The organism is Nocardia paucivorans NBRC 100373 (assembly GCF_000308675.1).
GTDB lineage: Bacteria > Actinomycetota > Actinomycetes > Mycobacteriales > Mycobacteriaceae > Nocardia > Nocardia paucivorans.
This window is the reverse complement of record NZ_BAGE01000029.1, coordinates 1-26,149: the sequence shown is the minus strand read 5'-3', so window position 1 is coordinate 26,149 and position 26,149 is coordinate 1. Positions and strand designations below refer to the sequence as shown.

At 65.8% G+C, this 26,149-nt stretch carries 21 protein-coding genes; 7 read left to right on the top strand and 14 right to left on the bottom strand.

Features of this window, described 5'->3' with window-relative positions; all coding sequences use genetic code 11:
- The first annotated feature begins 48 nt into the window (after positions 1–48).
- From ON32_RS06200 to fdhD, 3 genes are read left to right on the top strand one after another with little or no spacing between them, the layout of a single operon-like run.
- Positions 49–1,803, top strand: coding sequence for a WXG100-like domain-containing protein (locus ON32_RS06200; protein WP_040789495.1), 1,755 nt, complete (start codon positions 49–51; stop codon positions 1,801–1,803).
- A gap of 34 nt (positions 1,804–1,837) precedes the next feature.
- Positions 1,838–4,177, top strand: coding sequence for an FdhF/YdeP family oxidoreductase (locus ON32_RS06195; RefSeq protein ID WP_051132924.1), 2,340 nt, complete (start codon positions 1,838–1,840; stop codon positions 4,175–4,177).
- On the top strand, positions 4,174–4,989 hold the full coding sequence (gene fdhD / locus ON32_RS06190) for a formate dehydrogenase accessory sulfurtransferase FdhD (protein ID WP_040789494.1): 816 nt from the start codon (positions 4,174–4,176) through the stop codon (positions 4,987–4,989). The genes ON32_RS06195 and fdhD overlap by 4 nt, the downstream gene beginning before the upstream one ends.
- A 116-nt stretch (positions 4,990–5,105) precedes the next feature.
- Here fdhD and mihF read toward each other — a convergent pair whose 3' ends face one another.
- Complete coding sequence (gene mihF, locus ON32_RS06185) at positions 5,106–5,420, bottom strand: integration host factor, actinobacterial type (protein WP_040789493.1); 315 nt, start codon at positions 5,418–5,420, stop codon at positions 5,106–5,108.
- Positions 5,421–6,023: 603 nt separating this feature from the next.
- On the opposite strand from mihF, the gene ON32_RS06180 reads away from it, so the two are divergent.
- Positions 6,024–6,401: a nuclear transport factor 2 family protein gene (locus ON32_RS06180; RefSeq protein ID WP_040789492.1), complete on the top strand. Its 378-nt coding sequence runs from the start codon at positions 6,024–6,026 to the stop codon at positions 6,399–6,401.
- Between the two features lie 156 nt (positions 6,402–6,557).
- Complete coding sequence (locus tag ON32_RS06175) at positions 6,558–7,151, top strand: carboxymuconolactone decarboxylase family protein (RefSeq protein ID WP_040789491.1); 594 nt, start codon at positions 6,558–6,560, stop codon at positions 7,149–7,151.
- Here the strand turns inward: ON32_RS06175 and ON32_RS06170 are convergent.
- From ON32_RS06170 to ON32_RS06120, 10 genes are all read right to left on the bottom strand, one after another.
- Entirely contained in the window at positions 7,138–7,539 is a 402-nt protein-coding gene (locus ON32_RS06170; protein ID WP_157224098.1) for a hypothetical protein, read from the bottom strand. The two genes, ON32_RS06175 and ON32_RS06170, sit on opposite strands and share 14 nt — an antisense overlap.
- Positions 7,540–7,759: 220 nt before the next feature.
- Positions 7,760–9,040, bottom strand: coding sequence for an ATP-dependent Clp protease ATP-binding subunit ClpX (gene clpX, locus ON32_RS06165; protein ID WP_040789499.1), 1,281 nt, complete (start codon positions 9,038–9,040; stop codon positions 7,760–7,762).
- A 434-nt stretch (positions 9,041–9,474) separates the two neighbouring features.
- Positions 9,475–10,149 carry an ATP-dependent Clp protease proteolytic subunit gene (locus ON32_RS06160; protein ID WP_040789489.1) on the bottom strand — a complete coding sequence of 225 codons (675 nt, stop codon included), beginning with the start codon at positions 10,147–10,149 and terminating at the stop codon, positions 9,475–9,477.
- A gap of 119 nt (positions 10,150–10,268) precedes the next feature.
- Positions 10,269–10,856 carry an ATP-dependent Clp protease proteolytic subunit gene (locus tag ON32_RS06155; RefSeq protein ID WP_040789488.1) on the bottom strand — a complete coding sequence of 196 codons (588 nt, stop codon included), beginning with the start codon at positions 10,854–10,856 and terminating at the stop codon, positions 10,269–10,271.
- 411 nt (positions 10,857–11,267) lie between these two features.
- On the bottom strand, positions 11,268–12,662 hold the full coding sequence (gene tig / locus ON32_RS06150) for a trigger factor (RefSeq protein ID WP_040789498.1): 1,395 nt from the start codon (positions 12,660–12,662) through the stop codon (positions 11,268–11,270).
- Between the two features lie 304 nt (positions 12,663–12,966).
- Entirely contained in the window at positions 12,967–13,548 is a 582-nt protein-coding gene (locus ON32_RS06145) for an FKBP-type peptidyl-prolyl cis-trans isomerase (RefSeq protein WP_040789487.1), read from the bottom strand.
- A 633-nt stretch (positions 13,549–14,181) separates the two neighbouring features.
- Positions 14,182–16,041, bottom strand: a complete 1,860-nt coding sequence (locus tag ON32_RS06135; RefSeq protein ID WP_040789478.1) for an ATP-binding protein — start codon at positions 16,039–16,041, stop codon at positions 14,182–14,184.
- An 85-nt stretch (positions 16,042–16,126) separates the two neighbouring features.
- On the bottom strand, positions 16,127–16,705 hold the full coding sequence (locus ON32_RS06130) for a dihydrofolate reductase family protein (protein WP_040789477.1): 579 nt from the start codon (positions 16,703–16,705) through the stop codon (positions 16,127–16,129).
- A 200-nt stretch (positions 16,706–16,905) separates the two neighbouring features.
- Positions 16,906–17,655: a MerR family transcriptional regulator gene (locus ON32_RS06125; RefSeq protein WP_040789472.1), complete on the bottom strand. Its 750-nt coding sequence runs from the start codon at positions 17,653–17,655 to the stop codon at positions 16,906–16,908.
- A 176-nt stretch (positions 17,656–17,831) separates the two neighbouring features.
- Positions 17,832–18,113, bottom strand: a complete 282-nt coding sequence (locus ON32_RS06120) for a WhiB family transcriptional regulator (protein ID WP_040789471.1) — start codon at positions 18,111–18,113, stop codon at positions 17,832–17,834.
- 208 nt (positions 18,114–18,321) lie between these two features.
- Here ON32_RS06120 and ON32_RS28455 point away from each other — a divergent pair, with 208 nt between their 5' ends.
- Positions 18,322–18,705: a DUF1707 SHOCT-like domain-containing protein gene (locus ON32_RS28455; RefSeq protein WP_051132922.1), complete on the top strand. Its 384-nt coding sequence runs from the start codon at positions 18,322–18,324 to the stop codon at positions 18,703–18,705.
- A 34-nt stretch (positions 18,706–18,739) separates the two neighbouring features.
- Here ON32_RS28455 and ON32_RS06110 read toward each other — a convergent pair whose 3' ends face one another.
- Together ON32_RS06110 and ON32_RS06105 are read right to left on the bottom strand one after the other, a co-directional pair.
- Positions 18,740–21,238 (bottom strand): serine/threonine-protein kinase, encoded by a 2,499-nt coding sequence (locus ON32_RS06110; RefSeq protein WP_040789469.1) that lies wholly within the window; start codon positions 21,236–21,238, stop codon positions 18,740–18,742.
- Between the two features lie 154 nt (positions 21,239–21,392).
- A complete protein-coding gene (locus tag ON32_RS06105) occupies positions 21,393–22,955 on the bottom strand; it encodes an amino acid permease (RefSeq protein ID WP_083874114.1) in 1,563 nt (520 codons plus the stop codon).
- A gap of 219 nt (positions 22,956–23,174) precedes the next feature.
- Here ON32_RS06105 and ON32_RS06100 point away from each other — a divergent pair, with 219 nt between their 5' ends.
- Positions 23,175–24,263 (top strand): SPFH domain-containing protein, encoded by a 1,089-nt coding sequence (locus ON32_RS06100; RefSeq protein WP_040789467.1) that lies wholly within the window; start codon positions 23,175–23,177, stop codon positions 24,261–24,263.
- Between the two features lie 189 nt (positions 24,264–24,452).
- Here the strand turns inward: ON32_RS06100 and ON32_RS06095 are convergent.
- On the bottom strand, positions 24,453–26,149 hold a 1,697-nt coding region (locus ON32_RS06095; protein ID WP_040789465.1), incomplete at its 5' end, for an NAD-glutamate dehydrogenase domain-containing protein.

Sequence of the window (26,149 nt, the reverse complement as noted above, 5' to 3'; positions counted from 1 at the left end):
ACGGTTCGGCGGCTGCCGCCGACTGTGTGCTGTGAGAAGGTTCGAGACTTGAGTATTCAGATCCCGAGCGAGGTCGTATTCCTCCTCAATCTCCTCGGCCTCCCCTACCCGGACATCAACGCCGACGATGTACGCAAACTCTCCCAGCACGTCGGTGATTTCGCCACCGACGTTCGGGAAACCCACGAGTCGGCGACGGGCGTGGTCAACGACATGGGGTCTGTCTATTCCGGGGACTCCTACCAGGCGCTGCTCGTGGCGTGGAGCCGAATGAGCACGGGGAATATGGCGCAGTTGGACTCCGCCTGCAGGATGGTGGCCAAGGCGCTCGATATTGCGGCGGATGTCATCGAAGCGGTGCAGGTCGCGGTATTGACCGAGCTCGCCGCCCTCGCGGTGGCCTATGCGGCGGTCATGCTCACCCCGGCCGGTTTGACCATGCGTCCGCTCGTCACCATGGCGGCGCGCCGTCTCCTCTCGAGCCTGCAGGAGACACTGGTGTGGTACATCGCCGCCGAAGTACTCGGCAAGGCGATCGAGCCGCTCGAGGATAAGATCGAGCAGATGATCAGCGGCGCCTTGTACGACGCGGCGAGCGATGTCCTCGGGGTCACACCGGGAAGCGCGAAGGAATTGCACATCGAACCCGACGAAGTGCTGCGCTACGCCAAGGTGTTGGACGATCACGCCGACGCGATGCTGGCCCACGCCGAGAAATTCGCCGAAAAGGTGGCCACCCTCGACTTCACCACCCCCGGACTCGATCTGCCGGTCGGCGATGAACCGCTCACCACACCGGATCTGCTGCCGAGCGGTGTGCAACCGAACACCAGGCTCTTCCAACCGTCCCTGATCCCGCAGGAGTTCTCGGCCCCGCCGCCGGAAGTACAGCGACCACTCACCGCGATACCCTCCGATCACCCCTCCTCGAACGAGATCACACCCAACGATGGGCGGCGTCGGGATCGCGGTGGCGATCCGTCCGATACGACTGCCCCGGCCTCCGAGACGGACCGACAGACCACCGCACCGTCGGCACCCGCAACATCCGCCGAACCGGGCCGTCCCTTTTCCGCATCGGACAACCCGGCGGATCGCGTCGCGCTCGACGATCCGAATGGGAAGTCGATGGGCAACGGATCCACCACCGGTGAGGCGACGACGAGTCCGAGCCGAGCCGCCTCCGCCCCCGGGCTCGACAGCCCCGCTATCACTGCGAACACGCCATCCGCTGCCAGCGCGAGCACCGTGGCCACGGGGTACCCCGCTGCGGATACGGCACCGGCCGGAGCTGCCGAGACACTCCCGTGGGCCCAGGGACGGACCTCGTCGTCCGTCGATGCGAACGAACAGCTTCCCGCCGCCGCGGCCCCGGCCGGACAGAACCAGGGCGGTACCGGACAGAACCAGGGCGGTACCGACCGGTCACCGGCTCGTTCGGCGGCAGCTGCCGCCCGGCCCTCGTCCCGCTCTCAGACCGCCCAGACGCCGTGGTCGAAGGCCGGTCGCGCGATGAGCCGGGTCGTATCCGCCGCCAAACGCTCTACGCGGCGGGTGTCGGCGGGCCAGACCGACGGTCGCGAACAGACCACCGATACGCCGTGGTCGAAGACCGGCAGCGCACGGGATACCGGTCCACAGGTATTCGCGCCGACCACCGCACCGCCGACCACCGCACCGCCGGCGAAATCCGACAAGCCGGACGAGATCAGCGCACCCGAGCGGGACCGGGACGCCCCCACTCCCGCCCCGGCACAGACGGTGGCGCCACCCCCGAGCGAGAATCAGCCCCCAAAGGTGTGACGCGGACCCGGGACGGTCGGAGGACAATGACCGTATGCACCGTCACGGGCCGATCGACGATATCGACGAATCAGCGCTGACCGTCACCCCACCCGAGCAGCAGGCGGCAGGGGTGAAAGCCGTCGGCGTGGCATTGGCCCGCGCCGTCTCCGACATGGGCGTCATCCGTACCGCCCGCACCCTGACGCGAGTCAATCAGGAACATGGTTTCGACTGTCCCGGCTGTGCGTGGCCGGAGCCCACCGGCCATCGACGACCGGCCGAGTTCTGTGAGAACGGGGCCAAGGCGGTCGGTGAGGAAGCGACCCTGCGTACGGTGGGATCGGAGTTCTTCGCCGCCTATTCGGTGGCCGAACTCGCCGAGAAATCCGGGTACTGGCTGGGCCGACAGGGGCGGCTCGCCGAGCCCGTGGTGTTGCGCCCCGACGACACCCACTACCGCCCCATCTCCTGGGACGACGCCTACCGGCTGATCGCCGAGCAACTACATGCTCTGAATTCCCCCGACGAAGCGGTGTTCTACACCTCCGGACGCACCGCCAACGAGACCGCTTTCCTGTATCAGCTGATGGTGCGCAGTTTCGGGACCAACAATCTGCCCGACTGCAGCAATATGTGCCACGAGTCGTCCGGGACCGCGCTCACCGCCTCCATCGGTATCGGCAAGGGCTCGGTGAGCATCGACGATTTCGTCGCCGCCGATCTGATCATCGTCGCCGGGCAGAACCCGGGCACCAACCACCCACGGATGCTCAGCACCCTCGCCGCTGCCAAGGAGGCCGGCGCCCATGTCATCGCGGTGAATCCGCTGCCGGAAACCGGCCTCCTCGGCTTCCGCGATCCACAGACGGTCAAGGGCCTCACCACCGGTGTACCCATCGCCGACGATTTCCTGCAGATTCGCCTCGGCGGTGATATGGCCCTGTTCCAGGGTCTGGCGAAGCTGCTGTTCGACGCCGAGGACGAGAACCCCGGCACGGTATTCGACCGGGACTTCATCGAATCCCACACCGCCGGTTTCGCCGACTACGAACGGCATATCCGCATGGTCGACCTCGACACCGTCGTCGAGGCCACCGGACTGTCGCTCGACCGGTTGCGCCGCACCGCCCGACTCGTCGCGACCTCGAAGCGCACCATCGTCTGCTGGGCCATGGGCCTGACCCAGCACACCCACGGTGTCGCCACCATCGAGGAGATCACGAACCTGCTGCTGGCCCGCGGCATGATCGGCAAACCGGGCGCCGGTGTCTGTCCGGTACGCGGTCATTCGAATGTCCAGGGGGATCGCACCATGGGCATCTGGGAGAAGATGCCCGAATCCTTCCTCGCCGCGCTCGACCGCGAGTTCGGCATCACCGCTCCCCGCGCACCCGGTTTCGACACCGTCGCCGCGATCCGCGCCATGCGCGATGGACGCGCCCGCGTCTTCTTCGGAATGGGCGGTAATTTCGTCTCCGCCACCCCCGACACCACGGTCACCGAGGCCGCGCTGCGCAGCTGCGCGCTCACCGTGCAGGTATCGACCAAACTCAACCGCAGCCATATCGTGCACGGCGAAACGGCGCTCATCCTGCCCACCCTCGGCCGCACCGACCTGGACCTGCAGAACGGGGTGCGCCAACAGGTCTCGGTGGAGGATTCGATGTCGATGGTGCATCTGTCCACCGGGCGGCTGAAGCCGGTGAGTCCGCAGCTGCGCAGCGAGGTCGCCATCGTCTGCGAGCTCGCCCGCGAACTGTTGGGCCCCGATCACCCGGTGCCGTGGGAGAAGTTCCGCACCGATTACGACCTGATCCGCGACGCCATAGCGCGGGTCGTTCCCGGCTGCGCCGACTACAACACTCGGGTTCGTCGCCGCGGCGGTTTCGTGCTCCCCCATCCGCCCCGCGACGCTCGCGAATTCCCCACCGCCACGGGCAGGGCCAATTTCGCGGTGAACGACCTCACCTGGATTCCGGTGCCGCCCGGTGGGCTGATCCTGCAGACCATACGCAGCCACGACCAGTACAACACCACCATCTACGGCCTCGACGACCGCTACCGCGGAATCCACAACGGCCGCCGGGTCGTCCTGGTGAATGCCGACGATATCGCCGAGTTCGGCTTCGCCGACGGTGACCTGGTCGATCTGGTGGCCGAATGGACCGATGGCCTGACCCGACGCGTCGAGGGTTTCCGGCTGGTCGCCTACCCGACCCCGCGGGGCAATGCCGCCGCCTACTATCCCGAAACCAACCCGCTGGTTCCGCTCGACCATGTCGCGGACCGATCCAACACCCCGGTTTCGAAGGCGATCCCCATCCGGCTGGAACGCAGCGCGTCCGGTCCGGATGAGTCCGTTCCCGCGTCGGTGGAGTCCGGGGCCTCATGAGCCGAGTGACCACCCGCCGCAAGATGCGGCGTATCACAACATCTGGTGAGATCCATCGTCCCGATACCCTCGCGGTCGAGGAACCGCTGGAAATCCGGGCGAACGGCCGGTCGCTGACCGTAACCATGCGCACCCCGGGCCACGACATCGATCTGGTCCACGGTTTCCTGTTCGGCGAAACGATGATCACCGCGGCCGCCGATATCCGCGCGGCCCGCTATTGCGCCGGCACCGACGACAAGGGCCGCAATACCTACAATGTCCTGGATGTCACCTTCTCCGGCCCGGTCACTGTGCCCGGTCGACCGTTTCTCACCACCGGCGCCTGCGGCCTGTGCGGGAAGACCGCGTTGGACGAGGTTCGGATGCGCACTCGCTTTCCGCTACCCTCGCCCACCCCGTTGATCGACGCGGACATCCTGCTCGCATTGCCAAACGCCCTGCGCGAGCGGCAGTCGGCCTTCCACACCACCGGCGGGCTCCACGCCGCCGGGCTGTTCACCCCGCACGGCGACCCGCTGGTGGTTCGGGAGGACATCGGCCGACACAATGCGGTGGACAAGGTGATCGGCTGGGCGCTGCGGGCCGACCGCATCCCCGCCGGCGATACGGTGCTCATGGTCAGCGGCCGCGCCTCCTTCGAACTCGTCCAGAAGGCGGTTCTCGCCGGAATCCCGCTTTTGGCCGCCGTCTCCGCGCCGAGTTCCCTGGCCGTCGACCTCGCCGCCGATTCCGGTCTCACCCTGGCCGGTTTCGTCCGAGGCGACACGATGAACGTCTACACCCATCCGGAGCGGATCGAGTCCGGATAAGGTCGCCGTACGTTCTCCGCCGGAGCGCCCCTTCCGAGACGGACGACCGAGGGCCGTCCGTCTTCGCCCGACAGCCGATCGGAGGCATCCAGAACCCGGATGCCTCGTTTCCGAATTCAGTTGGACAGCGCTTCCAGCAGTGCCGCCCGCTGCCGGGCGCCGAGGCCGCCGATGCGACGCTCCTCGGGGATCTCCGCCTGGTCCAGCAGCTTGGCCGCCTTCACCGGGCCCACACCGGGCAGTGCCTTGATCACGGCGGCGACCTTGGTTTTCTTCACCAGTTCGTCGCTCTCGGACTTGTCCAGCAGTTCGGCGACCGAAATCTTGCCCGATTTCACCTTGCCGATCAGTTCGGAGCGAGCCTTGCGAACCGCCGCGGCTTTCGCCAAGGCCTCGCTGCGCTGTTCTGCGGTCATGGTTGGCAGTGCCATATTTCCTCCGCTTTCACTCGTCGCTCGAACTTTCTGGGATTGACCGGACCGATTCAACAGCACCACGCCTACTGCGCCCGGCCGACACACCGGCCGGACCGGCGGATACAGCGATGAAATTCCGGTCGGGTGGCCCATTCGGACCGATGAACACCCACACCATGGAGAGCGGACGGGCCGAATCGACGGGAACCACCCACACAACTCTCGCCTACCCAGTTCATCACCATCGGCGGCGTATACCAAGTCCCGATCGGTGGTTCCGATCGCGGTGGCGATCGCGCGCCACCGCGTTCCGGGGTGTCGGAGCACCCGAAGACGGCGGAAGAACACGTAACACCGGAGCCGTCCGATGCGACACATCAGCAGACGCGAGTACCACACGCGAGAGCGGTTCAACGGCGAACCGCAGGATCAACGGCGATCCCGGATCAGCCCCTGACCCGACGCCAGGAACAGGCATTTTCGCTTTCGTGCGGCATCCGCGCCCGATAATCGAATATCGACGGCGGGTGTGGACAGTCCATATCGAATCGACCGTGCACGGCGATGAGAATGCCAGGCTAGCGAACTAGAACTTGTTTCAATTCGGTAGGAGTTGTGATGGCCCGACAGATTCGCGATGTGATCGAGCGATACGTGAAATTGGTCGGCACCGGTCCGACCGAGGAAATCGTCGAACTGTACGCACCCGATGCCCGTATCGAGGACCCCATCGGCACTCCGCCGCGACAAGGCCACGAGGCCATCCGCGAGTTCTACGACATCCTGGCTCCCCTGGACCGAGAAACCGCCCTGGCCCCCGATAGCGTGCGGATCGCCGGTAACCACGCCGCATTCATGTTCACCCTCGTCACCACCGCCGGTGGACAACGTATGACGCTGAACCCCATCGATGTCATGGAGTTCGACGAGGAGGGCAGGATCACCGGTATGCGGGCCTACTGGGGATCGGACGATATGCGGGTCGAACCCGTGTGATCCCGAGGGTCGCGATCCGGGGGGCATTGCCGCGACGCGGCATCACACCGGTAATCGCCACCTGTGACCGGGGACATGCTCCGCAGCCCGTCACGCCGGGCAGCGGTATCTCGTCCGAGCAGTAGAACCGATGGCTCGTACGAAGGAGGCTCCACCATGAGCACCGCTCGCATCCCCGCTCTCGCTCCCGAACAGGCCGGTCCACTGACCCGCCTGATGTACCGGTTCGCCCGCCGCAAGCTCGGTGAGGTGCCCGAACCGATCGCGGTGTCCGCGCACCACACCGGGCTCACCGTCGCCAACGCCGTACACGAGCTGATGGTCGAGAAGGCGTCCACCCGCCTACCCGCGAATGTCCGGGAGATCGCCGTGTATCGGACCGCGTGGACCATCGGCTGCTCCTGGTGCGTCGATTTCGGCACCATGCTGCAGCGCCTCGAAGGGCTCGATCTCGAGCGGTTGGAACATATCGCCGAATACGCGACCTCACCGCACTACAGCGACGACGAACGAGCTGCCATCGCATACGCCGACGCCATGACCGCCACCCCCACCACGGTCACCGACGAGCAGGTCGCCGATCTGGAACAACGCTTCGGACGGGCCGGGTTGATCGAGCTGACCTACCATATAGCCCTGGAGAACTCCCGAGCCCGGTACAACCACGCGCTCGGTATCACCGCTCAGGGCTTCGGCACCGACTCCTGCCGCGTGCCGTGGGCCCGCTCGGAATCGGTCAGCGAACCCTGACCAGACACGAATAGCCCACGGGGACCCCCTCACCGACCAGCACCTGCACCCAGGGGTCGCCACCTCCGCTCGGCTGTACCGCGCTCAGGGTGTGCAGACCGGTATAGCCGGGCACCCAGGTCACCAGCGCGACCCCTCCGCCCGCGGGCGGGACCGTCGCGAAAGGGACCCCGTTGTCGTAGAAGGTCACCGGGGTCACCGCCTCGGTGAGCAGCGCCTGAACCGTATACGTGCACCCGGTGCCGTAATTGGTGTCGAAACCGAAACTCATATCCGGCATAACGCCGACCCGGGTGACCTCCGCGCTCGCTTGCGGCATCCCGAACATCACGGCGACGAACAATGCCACGGCCGCCACCGCGACCGGCACCCCGCGGCGTCTTCCCATCACCCACATCGGCGGATGCGCACGTGATCCACGCCCCGACAGGCGAGAAACCGTCCTGTTCGACCACTGCGTCGCCATACCCGCTCCCTCGTCTCCGATAGCCGGGTGATAACGGACGATACAGGTGAAGGGTCACGAAACCGGCGCGATCGCGGCCCATCTCGGGTCTCGATACCCGAGATCCGTCAGGACCGCTGTCCCGCGCCGCCGACGGCTGTACTCAGGCCGACTTCTCGCGGCGCTCCGGACGCTCCCGCTTGCGCGGCACGATGGTGGGCAGCACATTGTCGTTGACGGTATCGGCGTCCACGACCACCTTGGCGACATCGTCTCGACTCGGGATATCGAACATCACCTGCTGGAGCACCTCTTCCATGATGGCGCGCAACCCGCGCGCGCCGGTGCCCCGCAGAATCGCCTGATCGGCCACCGCCTCGAGGGCGTCCCGGGTGAACTCGAGATCCACCCCGTCCATCTCGAACAGCCGCACATACTGCTTGACCAGCGCGTTCTTCGGCTCAGAGAGGATTCGGACCAGCGATTCCTTGTCCAGGTTGGTCACCGAGGCCACCACCGGGAGCCGACCGATGAATTCGGGGATGAGGCCGTACTTGATCAGGTCCTCGGGCATTACATCGGCGAAGTGATCGGTGGTGTCGATCTCGGCCTTCGACCGCACCTCGGCACCGAAACCGATACCGCGATGGCCGGTGCGGTCGGAGATGATCTTCTCCAGACCGGCGAACGCACCCGCCACGATGAACAGCACATTGGTGGTGTCGATCTGGATGAATTCCTGGTGGGGGTGCTTGCGGCCGCCCTGCGGCGGCACGCTGGCCTGAGTGCCCTCCAGAATCTTCAGCAACGCCTGCTGCACACCCTCACCGGAGACATCGCGGGTGATCGACGGATTCTCGCTCTTGCGGGCGATCTTGTCGACCTCATCGATGTAGATGATGCCGGTTTCGGCGCGTTTCACGTCGTAGTCGGCGGCCTGGATGAGCTTGAGCAGAATGTTCTCCACGTCCTCACCGACATAACCGGCCTCGGTGAGAGCCGTGGCGTCGGCGATCGCGAATGGGACGTTGAGCATCTTGGCCAGTGTCTGCGCCAGATAGGTCTTACCGCAGCCGGTGGGGCCGAGCATCAGGATATTGGACTTGGCCAGCTCGACGGTCTCCCCTCGGCCGTCGCGGCCCTTGTCACCCGCCTGGATGCGCTTGTAGTGGTTGTACACGGCGACGGCGAGGGTGCGCTTGGCCGTGTCCTGCCCGATCACGTAGTTCTCCAGGAAGTCCCGGATCTCCGCGGGCTTGGGTAGCTCATCGAGCTTGACCTCGCTGGACTCCGCCAGCTCCTCCTCGATGATCTCGTTGCACAGATCGATGCACTCGTCGCAGATGTACACCCCCGGTCCCGCAATGAGCTTCTTGACCTGCTTCTGACTCTTTCCACAGAAAGAACACTTCAGCAGATCGCCGCCATCTCCGATGCGCGCCATCTCGTGGGTCCCTACTTCCTTGTTCGCGTGCAACCATCCATCCAGCTGCCGGCCGGCCGCCACCCGAACTGCGAATCCGGCTACGCCATCCGGATCTATATGGTGCGGTGCTGTCAACCGGGAGCCAAGGTCCCTGGCTTCGACCGTACCCGGTATGCGCGACGGAGGTCGACAACTCGAGCAGGTTTGTTGTCGCTGGTGTGCCGGGTCTCACGATATGCAAAGAGCTTCCCGGTTCGGCGACAGGGGCGCACTCGGTGTCCATGTCGTTATCCGAATCCCGGACAACGCGTACCGCTTACGCCGATAGTCGACGGTCCGGCCACACCCGAATATTCGGGTGCGGCCGGACCGTCCGGTGTTCGGCCACCCACCGAACACCGAGGTCGTTCACGCGACCGGCACCCTACGAACGTTCCGACCGCGCGGCGACCTCACTTGTTCCGCTGCGCGCTGAGCTTGCGGTAATCGAACACCTGGTCGATGAGACCGTATTCGACCGCCTCCTGAGCGGTGAGGATCTTGTCCCGATCGGTGTCCTTGCGGATGGTGTCGGGGTCCTTACCGGTGTGCCGCGCCAGCGTGGTCTCCATCAACCGACGCATACGCTCGATCTCGGCCGCCTGGATCTCCAGGTCCGACACCTGCCCCTGAATGCCTCCCTCCACCGACGGCTGGTGGATCAGCACCCGCGCGTTGGGCAGGCAGGCGCGCTTACCGGGAGTGCCGGCGGCCAACAACACGGCCGCGGCCGAGGCCGCCTGTCCCAGGCAGACCGTCGCCACATCGGCGCGCACATACTGCATGGTGTCGTAGATGGCCATGAGTGAGGTGAACGAACCACCCGGCGAGTTGATGTACATGGTGATATCGCGGTCGGGGTCCAGCGACTCCAACACCAGCAGCTGCGCCATGACATCGTTGGCCGAGGCGTCGTCGACCTGCACGCCGAGGAAGATGATGCGTTCCTCGAACAGCTTGTTGTACGGATTGGATTCCTTGACGCCGAAGCTCGAGTGTTCGATGAACGACGGCAGGATATAGCGCGACTGCGGGCTCATCGGCGCCATACCGCCGAGGCCGGCGCGGGGGTCGATCAGGTTGGCCATGCTCGTCTCCAAGTCTGTTTCGTTATTGCGATTCTCCCCGCGCGTCGCGGCCCGGCGCCCGGCCGTCCGCGGACGGGGTGCGTCGATCGCGGATGGAATGCGCCGACGCAGGACGGGCTCTAGTTGCCGGTGCCACCGGCCTGCCGTGCGTGGGTGATCACCCGGTCGATGAAGCCGTATTCCAGAGCCTCGGCGGGGGTGAACCAGCGGTCACGATCGGCGTCGGCGGTGATCTGCTCCACGGACTTACCGGTGTGCAGCGCCTGCAACTCGTTGAGCTCGCGCTTGGTGTACGCGAACTGCTCGGCCATGATCGCGATATCGGCGGCCGAACCACCGATACCCGCCGAGGGCTGGTGCATCATGATCCGCGTGTGCGGCAGAGCGTAGCGCTTGCCCTTGGTGCCCGCGGTGAGCAGGAACTGCCCCATGGACGCGGCCAACCCCATGCCGTAGGTGGCGATATCGCATTCGGACAGCTGCATGGTGTCGTAGATCGCCATACCGGCGTTCACCGAACCACCCGGGGAGTTGATGTAGAGGGAGATGTCCCGGGTGGGGTCCTCCGCCGAGAGCAGCAAGATCTGCGCGCACAGCTTGTTCGCGATGTCATCGTCCACCTGGGTGCCGAGGAAGATGATGCGCTCACGCAGCAGGCGCTCGTACACCGAATCACTGAGGTTGAGACCAGCGGTCGCGGATGTCATGACCCCTGCCTGATTGATCGTCACGGATACCTGCCTTCTGTCGCCTGCTCGTTGCTGTCACAAACATTAACGAAGGAAGGCGGTACCGAACTCCCGGTACCGCCATGATTCGCTCACAGCGCAATGCCGTGTTCGATTGCGCCGCCTTCTGCGGCGCGAACGGGGCCTGCCCCGCCGCTCGGAGTGAAGCCTTCTCGGAAGCGATACCGGTCCGGACCGCCTCGCGGTAGGTCCTGTCCTCCGATATCGCCATCCGGCAGGACGCGGTGGGGATCCCGCGGCCCGGGCCTTTCCGATCTCGCCGAGCCGGCCGGGTGATGTCGCTTCGGGGGCCGGGGCGCAACACGGCCACCGGCCGTGGAAATCGGCCGATGACCGTGTCGTTGGGTATTGCCGGTACCGGCGCCGGGCTCATTCGGAGGCGGCGTCGGCCTTCTCGTCGGTCCCGTCCTGAGCGTCGGTGGTCTGCTCCTCGGCGGCGGCCGCGGGGGCGCCGAACATTTCGGTGGTGTCGACGGGGTTGCCCTCGGAGTCGGTGACGGTCACCTTGCCGACCACCTCCGCCAGCGCCTTACCACGACGGACATCGGCGAAGACGGCACCGAGCTGACCCGCCTGCTGAACCTGCTGGATGAACTGCTCCGGCGGCATACCGTAGCGCTGGGCCTGGAACAGGATGCGCTCGGTCAGCTCGTCCTGACCGACGGTGGTGTTCTCGGCCTCGGCGATGGCGTCCAGCAGCAGTTGGGTCCGCACCGACTTCTCGGCGGATTCCTTGGCATCCCGGTCGAACTCCTCGCGACTGGAGCCCTGGGCCTCGAGTGCCGCGGCGAAGGCGTTCTCGTCGTGGTCGAAACCGTGCACGGCGTCGTGCTGCACCGCTTCGATCTCGGCCTGAACCACGGCCTCCGGCAGCGGAACCTCGACCCGTTCGAGCAAGGCCTCCAGCACCTTGTCGCGGATCTCGCCGGCCTGCTGCACCTTCTTGACGCGCTCCACTCGGGTGCGCAGATCGGCCTTCAGCTCCTCGAGGGTGTCGAATTCGCTGGCCAGTTGGGCGAACTCGTCATCGGCCTCGGGCAGTTCGCGTTCCTTGACCGAGTTGACGGTGACGGTGACAACCGCTTCCTTGCCCGCGTACTCTCCGGCGACCAGCTTGGAGGTGAACTCCTTGGACTCGCCCGCCGACAGGCCGACGACGGCCTCGTCGAGGCCCTCGATGAGCTGCCCGGAGCCGACCTCGTGCGACAGACCGGTGGTGGACGCCTCGGGCACCTCCTTGCCGTCGACGGTGGCCGACAGGTCGATGGAGATGAAGTCGCCGTTCTGCACCGGACGCTCGACCCCGGTCAGCGTGCCGAAGCGCTGGCGCAGCGACTGCAACTGCTCGTCGATGTCCTCGTCGGTGACGGTGATGGCGTCGACCGTCACCTCGATGGTCTCGTAGTCGGGCAGGGTGAGCTCCGGCCGCACGTCGACCTCGGCGGAGAAGGCGAGCTCCTGGCCGTCCTCGATCTTGGTGATCTCGATCTCCGGCCGGCCGATGACCTTCACATCGGCGGTGGTGACGGCCTCGCTGTACCGGCCGGGCAGCGCATCGTTGACGACCTGCTCCAGAATGGCGCCGCGACCCAGGCGCGCCTCGAGCAGCTTGGCCGGCGCCTTGCCCTTGCGGAAGCCGGGAATGTTCACCTGCTTTGCCAGGGCCTTGTAGGCGCGATCGAAGTCCGGCTTCAACTCCTCGAAGGGCACCTCGACATTGATCCGGACCCGGGTCGGGCTCAGCTGCTCGACGGTGCTCTTCACGGACATGCTCCTTGTTCTCGTCGGTTGTACTCGGGGTAGGTACTGATGGCCGGGTGACAACACCCGGTGCGCGCCATCGGCGCACCTGACGGGGTGTCCGACCACAAGCCGCCGGTACATCCCGGGATACGCATCCCGAACAGCCTAGTTGACCGGGCGTCACGAACTGTAGGCCGGCCACCCGAAACGGGCGACGATCGACCCGTACCCATCTCCCGACCATTCGGGTTCCGACCGGCGGCACCACCGGTCGGGACCCGCACCGGTCGAGGTCGATACCGACCGGGATCGGCGCCGGTCGGGATCAGTTCTGTGGGACTTCCACAGCGTCGGTGACGAAGACCAGGGTTTCGTTCGGCTTCACTCCGTTGCCGCCGGCACCGTAACCGAGATCGGGCGGGATTATCAGCAACCGACGCGCGCCCTGCTGCACACCTTCGAGCCCCTGATCCCAGCCCGGGATGACCATGCCCGCACCGAGGGTCAGCCGGAAGGGCTCACCCCGGTCGAAGGAGCTGTCCAGTTTCTGCTTGTCCGACCAGGTCACCAGCGAGTAGTTCATGGTCAGCTGCTGCCCGGCGGTGGCGCCGGGACCGGAACCGGGCACCAGATCCTTCACGATCAATGTGCTGGGCGGATCGCAGTCGTCGGGGATGGTGATGGTCGGCGCCTCCCCGAAACCACCGGTGACTCCGATATCGTCGGCCCCGCATTCGCGGCCTTTCGACTCCGTTGCGGCCGGGCTCGCCGGCGCGCTCGACGCGGCGGTAGTGGTGACGGTGGCGCCGGTGGCGGTCTCGGAGTCCTCCGAACCACAGGCGGTGAGACCGAAGGCGGCGGCTGCCACAGCGACGGCAACGGTGATGGTCCTGCCGAATGTCTGCATGCGGCGCACCCTAGACCACTTCGGCCGCATTCCCGGCATTCGCTCCGCCGGCGGCCGAGACCGCATACCCGCTTCGGCATCCGCGTCTTCGCAGCACCCCCGAAGTCCCACGCACTTCCCAGTACCGGAAACCCTGCTCGCCAAACCAACCCCAGAGAGGTATTGTGCCGTTATATAGCGGTACATAAAACATCGGAACACATGGCTCGGAACATATGGCTCGGAACATATGATGAAGATCCGCTGAACGAGTTCCAGTACCCGGCACGAACGGAGACGACATGGACACCACGCGCAACCACGGACCGGTGCGCAGGGTGGCCCCAACCGTCACCCCGGTGAGGCGCCGATGATCGGATCGAACGCCGTCGTATCCCGGCTCACGCCGGCCGCCGATCTCGGCCACAACATCCGAGGCGACCGACATCCCGGTACCGGCGACCACTGCAACCGCCACAACATTTCCACAGACCGCAATCGGCAGGTGCACGCGATCCCGCGTGAACGCAAGGGCGACCACAGCAACGATCACAAGGCCACGCCTACCGCCCCTACGTTCACACCTGCCCCGCAGACCCCGCCCGATACCGCATCGCACAGTCGTGCAACCCGGCCCGCACGACACCGAACACGCTACGGGCGAGGGGTATCGCGGGGTGACCGTCCGGCCTTGGAGCGCCGGGCGGTCACCTCGCGTTCCCGCCGTACCCGCTCGATCATCTCCTCGGGCAGATGATGGACGATCTCGCGGCGCGAGGAGATCAGCAGTTTCTGCCGCACACTCGCCACCTGCGCATCCACCGTGCGCACCGAGCTACGCCGATACTCGGCGATGGCACTGTTGGACCAGCCGGCCGCCGCGAGCACCGCGACCTCACGTTCTGCAGGCGACAGGGTGCGCCAACCCGAAGCCGAGCGCCTCGGCGAGGCCGATTCGGAGGCGACAGAACGTCGCGGTCGCACTCCGGAGGCACAGTGCCGCAGTTCCACGTCCTCGCATCGACGGCGGCCGCCTCGGGGGTCGGTCTGTCGATGCAGTTCGCGCCCGATGCCCTTTTGCGCGGACTCCTCTGTCCGAGGTATCGCCCACGCGCGCGGGATGGTGACCCGACTCCGATATTCGACCGGATGCACTCCGGCCACCGCGGCGGCGTCGAATGCCAGTTCGGTCAGGTGCGCGGGTGTGGGATCACGGTCGGCGCAGAAGGCCGACGCACCCAGCAGCGTGGTGGCGGTCTCCAGACCGATTCGCGCCTCCACCGGGTCGGACAGGCCGGTCCGGATGCCGGCCACGATATCGTCCCAGGAGGCACGCACCCACTCCACCCACTGCTCGTCCGGCCGCGCCCCGAATGAGGCCACGCCCCCCGCGAGCACCCGATCGCGGTGGTAGCGCCGGTGCAGTCGGGCGAGCCGGGCGACTTCCGCGGGGCTGCGGCGCAACCTCGCCTGCGCGAACACCCGCACGCTCTCCCCCAGGTACCACCGGGTGGCGGTGGTCGTGAAATGCACCGAGACCAGGGAACGATCCACCAGTCGCTCCAGCGCTCGTTCGACCCGATCCCGCGGTAAGGCCTCGTCTGCGCACACCGCGACCACGGCCGCCGATTCGGCGCCGTTGCACAGGCTCCCCTCTTCGTCGACATACCCCGGCGCGAAGATGGACAGCCGTTCCAGCAGTATTCGTTCCTCGGCATCGCAGAGGTCGTACGACCAGGTGATGACATCGCGGATGCCGCGGTGCCGCGTGTCGACACCCCCTCTGACCCCATACGACCAATTCAGACGTTTGTCGTCGGCGTCACCGGTGAGTTCGGCCAACACCATGGCCGGCGGCCGATGGCGCAACCGGGCGGCGGCCATGCGGATGAACAGCGGATTGTGGTCGACATGCCGGCAGATTCGCGCGACGGTGTCGAGCCGTTCGGGGTCCTCGGGCACCGGGTGACCGGTCAGCTCGGCGCGCTGTCGGAACAACCGCAGCGCGTGCCGCGGCGGCAGCGGCGGAACGGCCAGAAGATATTCGTCGGCCCAGCCGATCGGTTCCCGACTGGTCGCCAAAATGGTCAGATCGGCGGTGGCCGCGAGCAGGTCCGCAATCACCTCGGCGATCTCGGCCACCACATGCTCACAGGAGTCCAACACCAGGATCGGGCGGCCGTCGGAAACCTCGGCCGACCCCACGGAACCGATCGGCCTCGGCGTGACGGTCCGGGCCCGCACCACCGAGCGCACGACCTCCGCGGCACGGGTGGCGGGATCGGACGCGATCCGCGTGAGCCCCACCCAGTAGACGGGTCTGTTCCTATCCTCGCGACGCAGCGCCTCGGCCGCCAGCCCGGTCTTTCCACTGCCCCCCGGTCCGACAAGAGTGATCAGCCGGGCCTGCCCGGCCGAAAGCAGGTCGCGCAGGCGAGCCAGCTCTCGTTCACGCCCGACGAACTCACCGACGGGCATGGGCAGCCCCACCTCGCGAAGGGATTCCACCGACATTGCACCAAAAGTAGCCGACGGGTCGATCCACCGCGCGGTAAACCTCGACTCCGGTCCGAGCCCGCGCTGCGGTCGAGAGATCAACTCAACACAGGACAGGATAAATCTGCTGGTAGTGCATCTGCACCACGGCACTGTCGAAGGTTGTCACATCCACCAGCTGTAGACCGGCGGTATCCACCGGCGTCCGGAACAGCGGCACCCCGCCACCCAACAGCATCGGATGCACGAACAACCGGTACTCGTCCACCAGATTGTGTTTCAAGAAGACGGAAGCGGTTTCGGCGCCGCCGAGCATCACCATGTGATATTCGGTTTCGGACTTCAATTCGGTGATCCGGTCGACCAGATCGTCCCCGACCACCGTGGTGTTCCAGTCGGCCGTCCGCATCGTGCGAGAGAAGACGAGCTTGGGCACCTGCTTCCAGAACCGGGCGAACTCGACGTAGAACGGGGAGATGATCGGTTCGACATCGGCGGTCGGCCAGAAGGACGACAGGATGTCGTGAGTTCTGCGCCCGTACATGAGCAGATCCGCCTGCCGTAGTTCATCGAGCAGTGCGCCGCACAGCTCCTCGTCCACAACCGGCCAGTGGACCTGCTCATCCGGGCCCTCGACGAAACCGTCGAGGGAGATCTGCATCCACAGTGTTACATGTCCCATGCCGTACCAATCCCTACCTCAACTACCAGGAGGCAGATTCTGGCGCGGCAGGGAAATCGCCGCATCGGTAGGTACGGAAGGACCTACTTAGGTAACGAGGCATGAACGCCCACAGAACCGGGCGCATGTATCGCCATCCAATGTATCGCCATCCGACGACTCATCGGAATCCGGATACTTCCCATTGACGGGAAAGCGCCTCAGTTCTTGCTCAACACCTCGGACAGATCGCTCTCGCCTTCGATGTGCTGGGCCACGAACCGATTCACCAACTCGGCACTGGTACGCCCCGGCAACGCCCGGAGCAGATGCAATCGGGCCGTGAGTTCGGCCAGGTCGGATCGGCTGCGCGACGATTTCTGATACGACTGCCATGCAGTGCGCTCGAAAAGATCCACGAACCGACGGGCGATGCGGTCACAGTCGGCCCGGAGTCGTTCCAGTTCGGTGAGAATCTCGTCGTCGGGCACCCCTGCCGCGGACAGTTGTTCGACGGCCCGGATCAGATGCCGGTCGGCAGGTCGATACGTACTGGCGTCGACCGGTTCATAGAGGCCCAACGCCACGACACGCGCCAGACCATTGGGCACCGAGCCGTACCGCTGCTCGAGTTCGGTGGCGGCAATGGTCCCGGCGGGCTCCGGGACACCGGCCAACACCTCGGCGGCCTCCTCCGGCTCCACCCCGCTCACGCCGAGGATATCGCCCAGATCGTCGCCGCGATCCCACGCGTTGAGCAACTCTTTGATACCGTTCAGTTTGATGCCACGATCGAGCAGCCTGCTGATGGTGCGCACCCGGTTCAGGTGATCCTGGCCGTAGAAACCGGTCCGCCCCTTCACCTGCGGCGGAGGGAGAACACCCCGCTCATGGTAAACTCGCAGGCTGCGCACGGTCGTACCGGCGGCACGTGCCAGCTCATCGATCGTGTACTCCACACCAGCAGCCATACTTCAAGGAAACCACATCGAAACGGTCCCGACCCGGGCCGGACACGAGTATCACCGCTATTCGGAACGCACTCGAGGCGTTCCACTCGAATAGATCACCACTTCGCCACCGTCATTGCGCGGATCACCATCGAGTGGCGCCGCCGGATGGCTGCCGGCCACCATTCACCGGACCATTACCACGCGGACCGTCGGATATAGGTGCGTCGCTCGTCTTCCGACATCCCTCCCCACACCCCGTAGGGCTCGCTCACCGACAGCGCATAACTACGACACTGAGCGAGCACGGGACAGGTGCCGCAAATCTTCTTCGCCCGCTGCACCCGATCGGCTCGGGCCCGACCACGCTCCCCGTCGGGATGGAAGAACACCGCCGATTCCACACCACGACACGATCCACGCGTCTGCCAATCCCAGTCTGCCGTGGCCGGGCGACGCCCCTGGATCCCGATGGGCATGGATGAGAACTCCTCGTCGTGCGCTATCACGGCTCAGCCTAGGTTCTCCCCACATCTGGAAAGACATGGCAGGGATAGATGGGGAAGCAGCCGAATCCGCTGGTGGAACAAACCGCCGACACTTTGGCACAATGCCCGTGATGCCACTTCCCACTCATGGCGATGCGAGGGGCCTCGAAACCGTCCCACAGCGCCATATGCTGCGAATATGAACGAAACGCCGGGTGCCCGAGTGAGCGTTCAGGCCCGTGAACGCGCCCTGCTGGAACTATCGGAGCATCTCAGCGCCGGACGGCTGAGCGTCACCGAGTTCGACGAGCGCAGCGCCGCGATAGCGGCGGCGTCCTCCACCACGGAACTGGCCGAGGTATTCGCCGATCTGCCCGGCATCACGCCCCCGTCGGCGCCACCGACCTCCACCGATCCGGCCCTCACATACGGCGTTCTCGGCGGTCTGGCCATCCTGCTGGCCCTCGTTCTCGCCCTCGTATTCGGTGGCTGGCTGTGGCTGGTGTTGTTGATCGTCATACTCGCCTGTGCACCGCTGGCGCCGGCGTTCGTCCGGCGTCTGCGCACCATCGACCGACTATAGCCGCCACGCCGCGCCCACACCGGATCGACCACCGCTACCAGCGCGTATGCGGTCGAACACTATTGGCCAGATCCACCAGACGATACCGGTGCAGCCGATCGGGCGCGGTGCGAGCCAGCGCACGCAGGCAGGTCTCCAAACCGGTGCGCAGCCCCGATTCGGTGAGCGGGAAACCGAGAATGGCGGTGTCCTGCGCGGCCGGACGCCGGCGGGCCCGCAACCATTCCAACGCCGCCCCGACCACCACCACCTGCATTTGCAAGGCACGAGGTTCATCGCGCAGGGCGGCCAGTCGCGATGCCGCCTCGATGATATCGGCCTCGGTGACCTCGGCGACCGGCCGTGAGACCAGCAGCAGACTGCCGGTCATCCGGGCGATGCCGTAGTGCCGCGAGGCGGTGGGGACCTGGTCCAGCACGGCCACGGCCTCCAGCGATTTCCCATCGGCCGCGAGTCTGCGGGCCAGCCCGAACGCCGCGCTGACCACCCCGTGGTTGGTCTGCCAGACCAATCGGTAGAACTCGACGGCCGCCCTGTGCCAGCGGTTGGCCTCGCCGGGCAACTCGAGGTGTTGCAATACCAGTTCCGCGGTCGCGGCCAACGCCAGGGCGGGTGCGATCTCCCCGGGCAACATGGTGTGCACCTCGTCGAAGTGCAGGTAGGCGCGTTCGTACTGTTCGTCGAGCAGGTCGGCGAGCCCGGAATACCATTCCAGGCGCCAGTCCGTCTCATACCGCGGCCGTAGTTCCGCCAACCGTTCCCGGGCCGACTCCACCTCACCCAGATCGAGGTGGGCGCGCACCGCCGCGAGCGTTCCCTCCAGCTCGAAGGTCTCCGGCATATCGATCGTGCCGGCGGCAATACGCTCCCGAGTGCGCTGCAGGGCATCCAGGCTGTGTCGGGGATCTCCGTGCAACAGACTGGAAAGCAGATCCTCACTGGGATCGTCGGCATCGATCAGTGGAGTCGGCAGGGCGGCCACCACCTGTTCGGCGGCCACCGCCGGCATACGGTGCTTACCATCGACCATCCCATCGGTCTGGCCGATCAGCGTATCGACGCCGAAATCACCACGCAGCGAACCGAATTCGACCGAAACCTGAGGGTGTTCCCGGGCGGTGTCGGCGGCCAGCACCATCCGCAACACGCCGGCGAGCTGGCAGTACATGGCATAGGTCGAGGGGAAACGGCGCTTCGGATCCGAATGGGTGGCGCGCAACAGCAACCGGTACACGAACGGATAGCGCCGCAGCAACGGATGGTTCTCGGGAGTAGGCACCTCGGGCCGATAGTTGCCGTTGTCGTCCTTGGGCAGGTCGAGGATCAACGCGGCCAGGGTGCGTCCGGCCGTATAGATATCCGAGGCGACCGTCGGCCCGGTCTCGATGATCTCCGGCGCCTGGTAGCCGGGTGTCCCGTAGATACTGCCGTAGGACTCCATGGCGGCGACCGCGCCGAGGTCGATGAGTTTGACCTCGTCCTCGGTGATCATGATGTTGTCCGGTTTGAGGTCGTTGTAGGCCAGGCCGAACGAATGCAGATAGTCCAGCGCCGGCAGGACCTCCATCATGTACGCGAGTACCTCGGCGACCGGTATCCGCTCCGGGGCGGCCAGTTCCTGGAGCGTCTTCAGCGAGCGACCGCCCACGTACTCCATGACGATATAGCCGTCGGAGATATCGCGGGTCGAACGGTGCTTGACGAAGTTGTAGATCTTGACGATGCCGGGATGGGTCACCTCCGAGAGGAACTGTCGCTCCGCGAGCGCCACCACATGGGCCTCGAAGTCCTGCGGGTTCTGCAACCCTTTCAGCACCACCCAGCGATCGCTGACATTGCTGTCGATCGCCAGGTAGATCCAGCCGAGACCACCGTGGGCCAGGCACCCCTTCACCACATACTGGTCGGCCACCACCTCACCCGGCTCCAGGGCGGGCCGGAAGTTGAACGGCGACCGGCAGCGTTCGCACTCCCCCACGACCGCCCCGGCGCCGTGTGGTCCGCTTCGCCCCACCGGCGCCTGGCATTTCCAGCAGAAACGTTTCGCCTCGGGAACCTCTGGATTCGTCAGCAATGCGGCGACCGGATCGACCGATTGCACCCGCGGCAGCACCACCAGACCCGCGCCCAGCCTGCGCACACTGGGACGGGAGCGGCCTTCCCGATCGCCGCCGCCCAGAAGTCCGGCCTCGGCCACGGTATCCGTGGCGAGATCATCACCCGTCAGCGCCGCGATCGCCCGGTCGAAGGCCCCGAAATCCTCACCCGCCACACCGGAGGGCGCCGCCTGAACCGGAACGGACGCCTCGGCTTCGGCCTCGGCGAGAAGTTCCTCGGCCGCCCGGGTCAGCGGAGACTCGGCGGCCGCCGGCCGGCCGGCGGTCGAGGGCGTCTCGACCGAGGGGAGCGCATCCCCTGTGGTACGCCGACTGGACCAGGAATGCGACAGCCGCCGAGGTACCTCCGTACCGCGTATACGCCGATTCGCCCAGGGCGGCAACGGAGGTTCGGATGCGTTGGGCTGCTGCGACATCGGTGCCTCTCATACCCGGTGTGAAGTCGAAATCCCATTCTCTGCCGAGGCGTATCGGCCCAGGCGAGTTCATGTTCCCCCCGCTGGGAACGCGAACGCCCCGGACATATGGTCCGGGGCGACGCGATAAGGAACGACGCGGGGGTTCCTCGGGCTATTCGTCGTCGGATTTCTTCAACGACGGCGCGCTGTCCTGCGACTCCTTGCCGTCCTCGAGCGCGGGCCGCTCGGCGAGCACCGGGAACTTTCCGGTGATACCGCTACGTGTGGCCGCGAGTTCGTTGACGCGCTTGCGGGCCAGGAACCATCCACCCACCAGCGCGGGAACCCCGAGCACCAGCATGGCGATCACCGCCGCGCGCTGCTCCACCTCGTCGCTGAACAGCATCAGCACGACCACACCGGCCAGGAACACCAGGGTGGCATAGCTGGTGTACGGGGCGCCGGGCATCCGGAACGAGGGACGCTCCATCTTGCCCTCGTTCGCCCAGCGGTGCAGTTTCAGCTGGCACAGCACGATTGCGGTCCACGAGCAGATGGTGCCCAGCGCGGATACGTTCAGCACGATCTCGAACGCCTTTTCCGGTACGACGGCATTGAGACCGACGCCCACCAGCGCGATGGTGCCGGTGGCGAGAATCCCCACATAGGGAACACCGGTGCTGGACATCCGACCGGCCACGGTGGGGGCGCTGCCGTTCATGGACATCGAACGCAGGATGCGACCGGTGGAGTACAGACCCGCGTTCAGGCTGGAGAACGCGGCGGTCAGCACCACGAGGTTCATGATCGAACCGGCACCGTCCACCCCGATCTTGGAGAAGAAGGTCACGAACGGGCTCTCACCGGCCTTGAAAGCGGTGTAGGGCAGCAGCAGACCGAGCAGAACCAGCGATCCGACGTAGAACAGCGCGATGCGGGCGATCACCGAGTTGATGGCGCGCGGCATGATCTTCTCGGGGTTCTCGGCCTCGCCGGCGGCGGTACCGACCAGCTCCACGGCGGCGTAGGCGAAGACGACACCGGTCGTGACGAGGACCAACGGCAGGAATCCGGTCGGGAACAGACCACCGTTGGCGGTGATCAGACTCGGCCCGGTGGTCTCACCCTGGATGTCGAAGCGGCCGGCCAGGAATATGGTGCCGACGATCAGGAAGGTCACCAGTGCGACGACCTTGATCAGGGCGGCCCAGAACTCCAGCTCACCGAACCACTTGACCGACACCATATTGATGGAGACGACCACGGCCAGCGCGATCAACGCGATAACCCACTGCGGGATCACCTCGAACGCACCCCAGTAGTGGACGTAGGTGGCGATCGCGGTGATGTCCACGATGCCGGTCATGCACCAGTGGAAGAAGTACATCCATCCGACGCCGAAGGCGAGCTTCTCACCGTAGAACTCACGGGCATAGGAGACGAACGAGCCCGAGGAGGGACGGTGCAGCACCAGCTCACCGAGCGCGCGGAGGATGAAGAACACGAAGATGCCACAGATGGCGTAGACCAGGAACAGACCCGGACCGGCATCGTGCAGCCGGCTACCGGCGCCGAGGAACAGACCGGTACCGATGGCGCCGCCGATGGCGATCATCTGAAGCTGTCGGGGACGCAGAGACTTGTGGTAGCCCGCGTCCTCGGCATGCAGGGAATCAGCCGAGGCTTCCTGTGCCCCCACGGCTCCCTGGTCTGCGGGAGGTCGAACTGTTGTCATTGGTGTGATGCCTTTCCAGTGGCGGCGACCATATCTGCGGCTAATGTACCGTCAAACAGTGGTACGTTCAATAGGTAACCACCACTGGATTTTCATTGAGCGTAGCCAACTTTCAGCCCCCGGGAAGCCTGATAGTGCGGGTTCACGCCGGTGGCATCGATTGATCGCACCACCGCGTGTCGGTACGCTCGACTACGTCACCTGCGGATGGAGCGCCCAATGGCATGGTTCGAGCGGGAATTCATCGCCGTTCCGGAGACCGGCAAGAACCAGTTGGTCTACAAGTGGCCGGATGTCAATATCCGGCGCTATTCGCGTGCCATCGTCAATGCCGACGAGATCGCCATATTTGTCAAGGCGGGTCACGTGGTTGCGGCCATGGGGCCGGGTCGACACCGGATCGATGCCGACGAGTTGCCGATACTCGGCGCCTTGGTGGACACCCTCTCCGGCGGCAACTACTACCGGGCCGAGCTGTATTTCGTATCCACCCGTGAGTTCGCCGGCCTCAAGTTCGGCGGTCGAATCGCCGATATCGTCGACCCGGTCAGCGAACAGGTGGTCACTCTGCGGGTTTTCGGCGAGTTCGCGCTCGCCGTACGGGATGCGGCCGAACTGCTCACCTCATTGGCCGGCACCGTGGATATCGGCGACCCGACCAGTATTCGTTCCTGGTGCGCCGACCTACTGCTCAAATCCATGAAGGTCGCCGTCACCCAGGGCATCTCCCAGCGGGAGTGGCCGTTGCTCGGACTGTCCGGACACATCCCGGCCATCGAGGCGGCGGTGTTGCGGCAGACGAACACCGCGCTCTACGAGTACGGCCTGCGCATCCCGCGCATGGGAAATTTCGATATCACTCTCGCGCCCGAGGACGCCGAACGGCTCAAACGGCTCGCCAAGGACGTCACCTATATTCGTCTCGCCGGCGATTTCCGCCAGTACGCGGCGGGTGAGATGGCCTTGGGCGCCGGCCAGGGACTGGCACACAACGGCCACGCCCACGACGGCGGCTTCCTCGGTGCTGCACTGGGTATCAACGCTCTCCAACAGGCGAGCCCCTATCCACCCACCCCGGCGCCCGCCCGGCCGGTGGCCGAAACACCGGCGCCGGCGGCCCTCACGGCAGGCGCCGAACAGCCGGTGTGTGACAGTTGTCACTCCTCGAACCCGGCCGGGGCACGGTTCTGCGTCCATTGCGGCACCCCGCTCGGCGTGCGCCCCAAACACTGTCATGCCTGCGGGGCGGAACTACCCGCGGTGGCGAAGTTCTGCGCCTCCTGCGGTCAACGATCCCTGGAACACTGAACTGGGACGATCGATCTCGAGCCCCTTATTCTGGCGCGACAGCGCTGTCACCGGGCCGCGATACGACGAAGAGCCGCGACCCATCCTATGGTTCGGCCCCCGAGGCGCCCGTGTCGACGACACAGGTCTCGGGGGCCGAAACGCGGGACCGGTCAGGGCCGCGACTCTACCTCGGCGGAGCCGACGCGATCACGCACCGCTCATCTTGCCGACCGCGCTGGGATCGGCGCTGCCCACGAGGCTGCGCACCTGCCGCGCTGCCACCGACAAGGTGGCCAGATCGTAACTACCTCCGGCGAAGATCTCGGACAGCGACGCCGCGGCCCGCGCCAACCGGGAACGGTTGGTGGATTCCCAGTAGGCGATCTTCTCCGCGATATCGTCCTCCGGATCGCTGGCACCGGCCACATCCAGGGTCAGCAGCCGCAGCGATTCGTACAGATCGTCACGCACCGCCAACCGGGCCAGGTTGGGCCACCGCTGTCCCTGTTCCAGCTCACCAACCGCGGTGAGCAGGCGCTCGATCCGGTAGTGCGAGTTGAGCGCGAAGTAGAGCTCGGCGATCTCGTCGGCATCGCGCTCGGCGATATCGGCGATATCGAGCACATCCAACAGCGGGAACAGATGGATCAACCGGTACACCTCGGTGGCCACCTCGGTCGGCGCGCCGAGTTCGATACTGCGACCCGACCGCCGAGCCACCTCTTCGGCCAAATGCTCGGGCAGCCATTCGGTGATCTTCGCGGCGAGCGCGCGGACACCGTCACGGTAACGGGCGATATCGGCGCCGATGGCGATCGGCTGCGGACGGTTCAGCAACAACCAACGCGCCGCCCGCTCGAGCGTCCGCGCGGCCTCCAGTTCCAGCAGATCCCGGGCCGCGGCCGGCATGGCCACGGTGCGGATCCGCTGCCAGATCGGGCGCAATCCGAAGATGTCGACCGCGGCGGTGAAAGCGCGCAGGGCGTCGTCGGTGGTGGCGCCGATCTCCTCGCTCAGCCGGAAGGCGAAGGTGAGGCCGCCGTAGTCGACCATCTCGTTGACCACCACGGTGGCCACGATCTCCCGCCGCAGCGGGTGTTTGTCGATGGCGGCAGCAAAACGTTCCCGCAGCGGGGTGGGGAAGTATTCCGGCAATACCGAGGCGAACGAGGGACTGTCGGGCAGATCGCCGGACAGCAGATCGGCCTTCAGCGACAGTTTCACGTGCGCCAGCAGGTTCGCCAACTCCGGAGAGGTGAGCCCGGCACCGTCGGCGATCCGACGCTTCATCTCCGCGTCCGAGGGCAGTGCCTCGAGCTCCCGGTCCAGTCCGTAACGGGTTTCCAGCTGGGTGAGCAACCGGCGGTGTACCCCTGCCTGGCGTACGGCGTCGGCGCGGGACAAGCCCATGCGGAAGTTCTGCGAGATATTGTCGCGCAGAACGAGCTCGGCAACCTCGTCGGTCATCTCGGCCAGCAGCGGATTGCGGTTGTCGATATCGAGCTCCCCGCCGGAGACAACCGTGTCGAGCAGGATCTTGATATTGACCTCGTGGTCGGAGCAGTCCACACCCGCCGAATTGTCCAGGGCGTCGGTGTTCATCCGTCCGCCGCCTCGGCAGAACTCGATCCGCCCCAATGCCGTGACCCCGAGGTTGCCGCCCTCACCGATCACCTTGACCCGCAACCGGTTCGCATCCACCCGCACCGCGTCGTTGGACTTGTCCCCCACATCGGCATTGGTCTCGGTACTGGCCTTGATATAGGTACCGATACCGCCGTTCCACAACAGATCCACCGGCGCGAGCAGAATGGCCCGGATCATCTCCGGCGGCGACAGCTTGGTGACCGTGGCATCCAGCCCCAGTGCCTCGCGCACCTCGGGGGTCACGACGATCGCCTTGG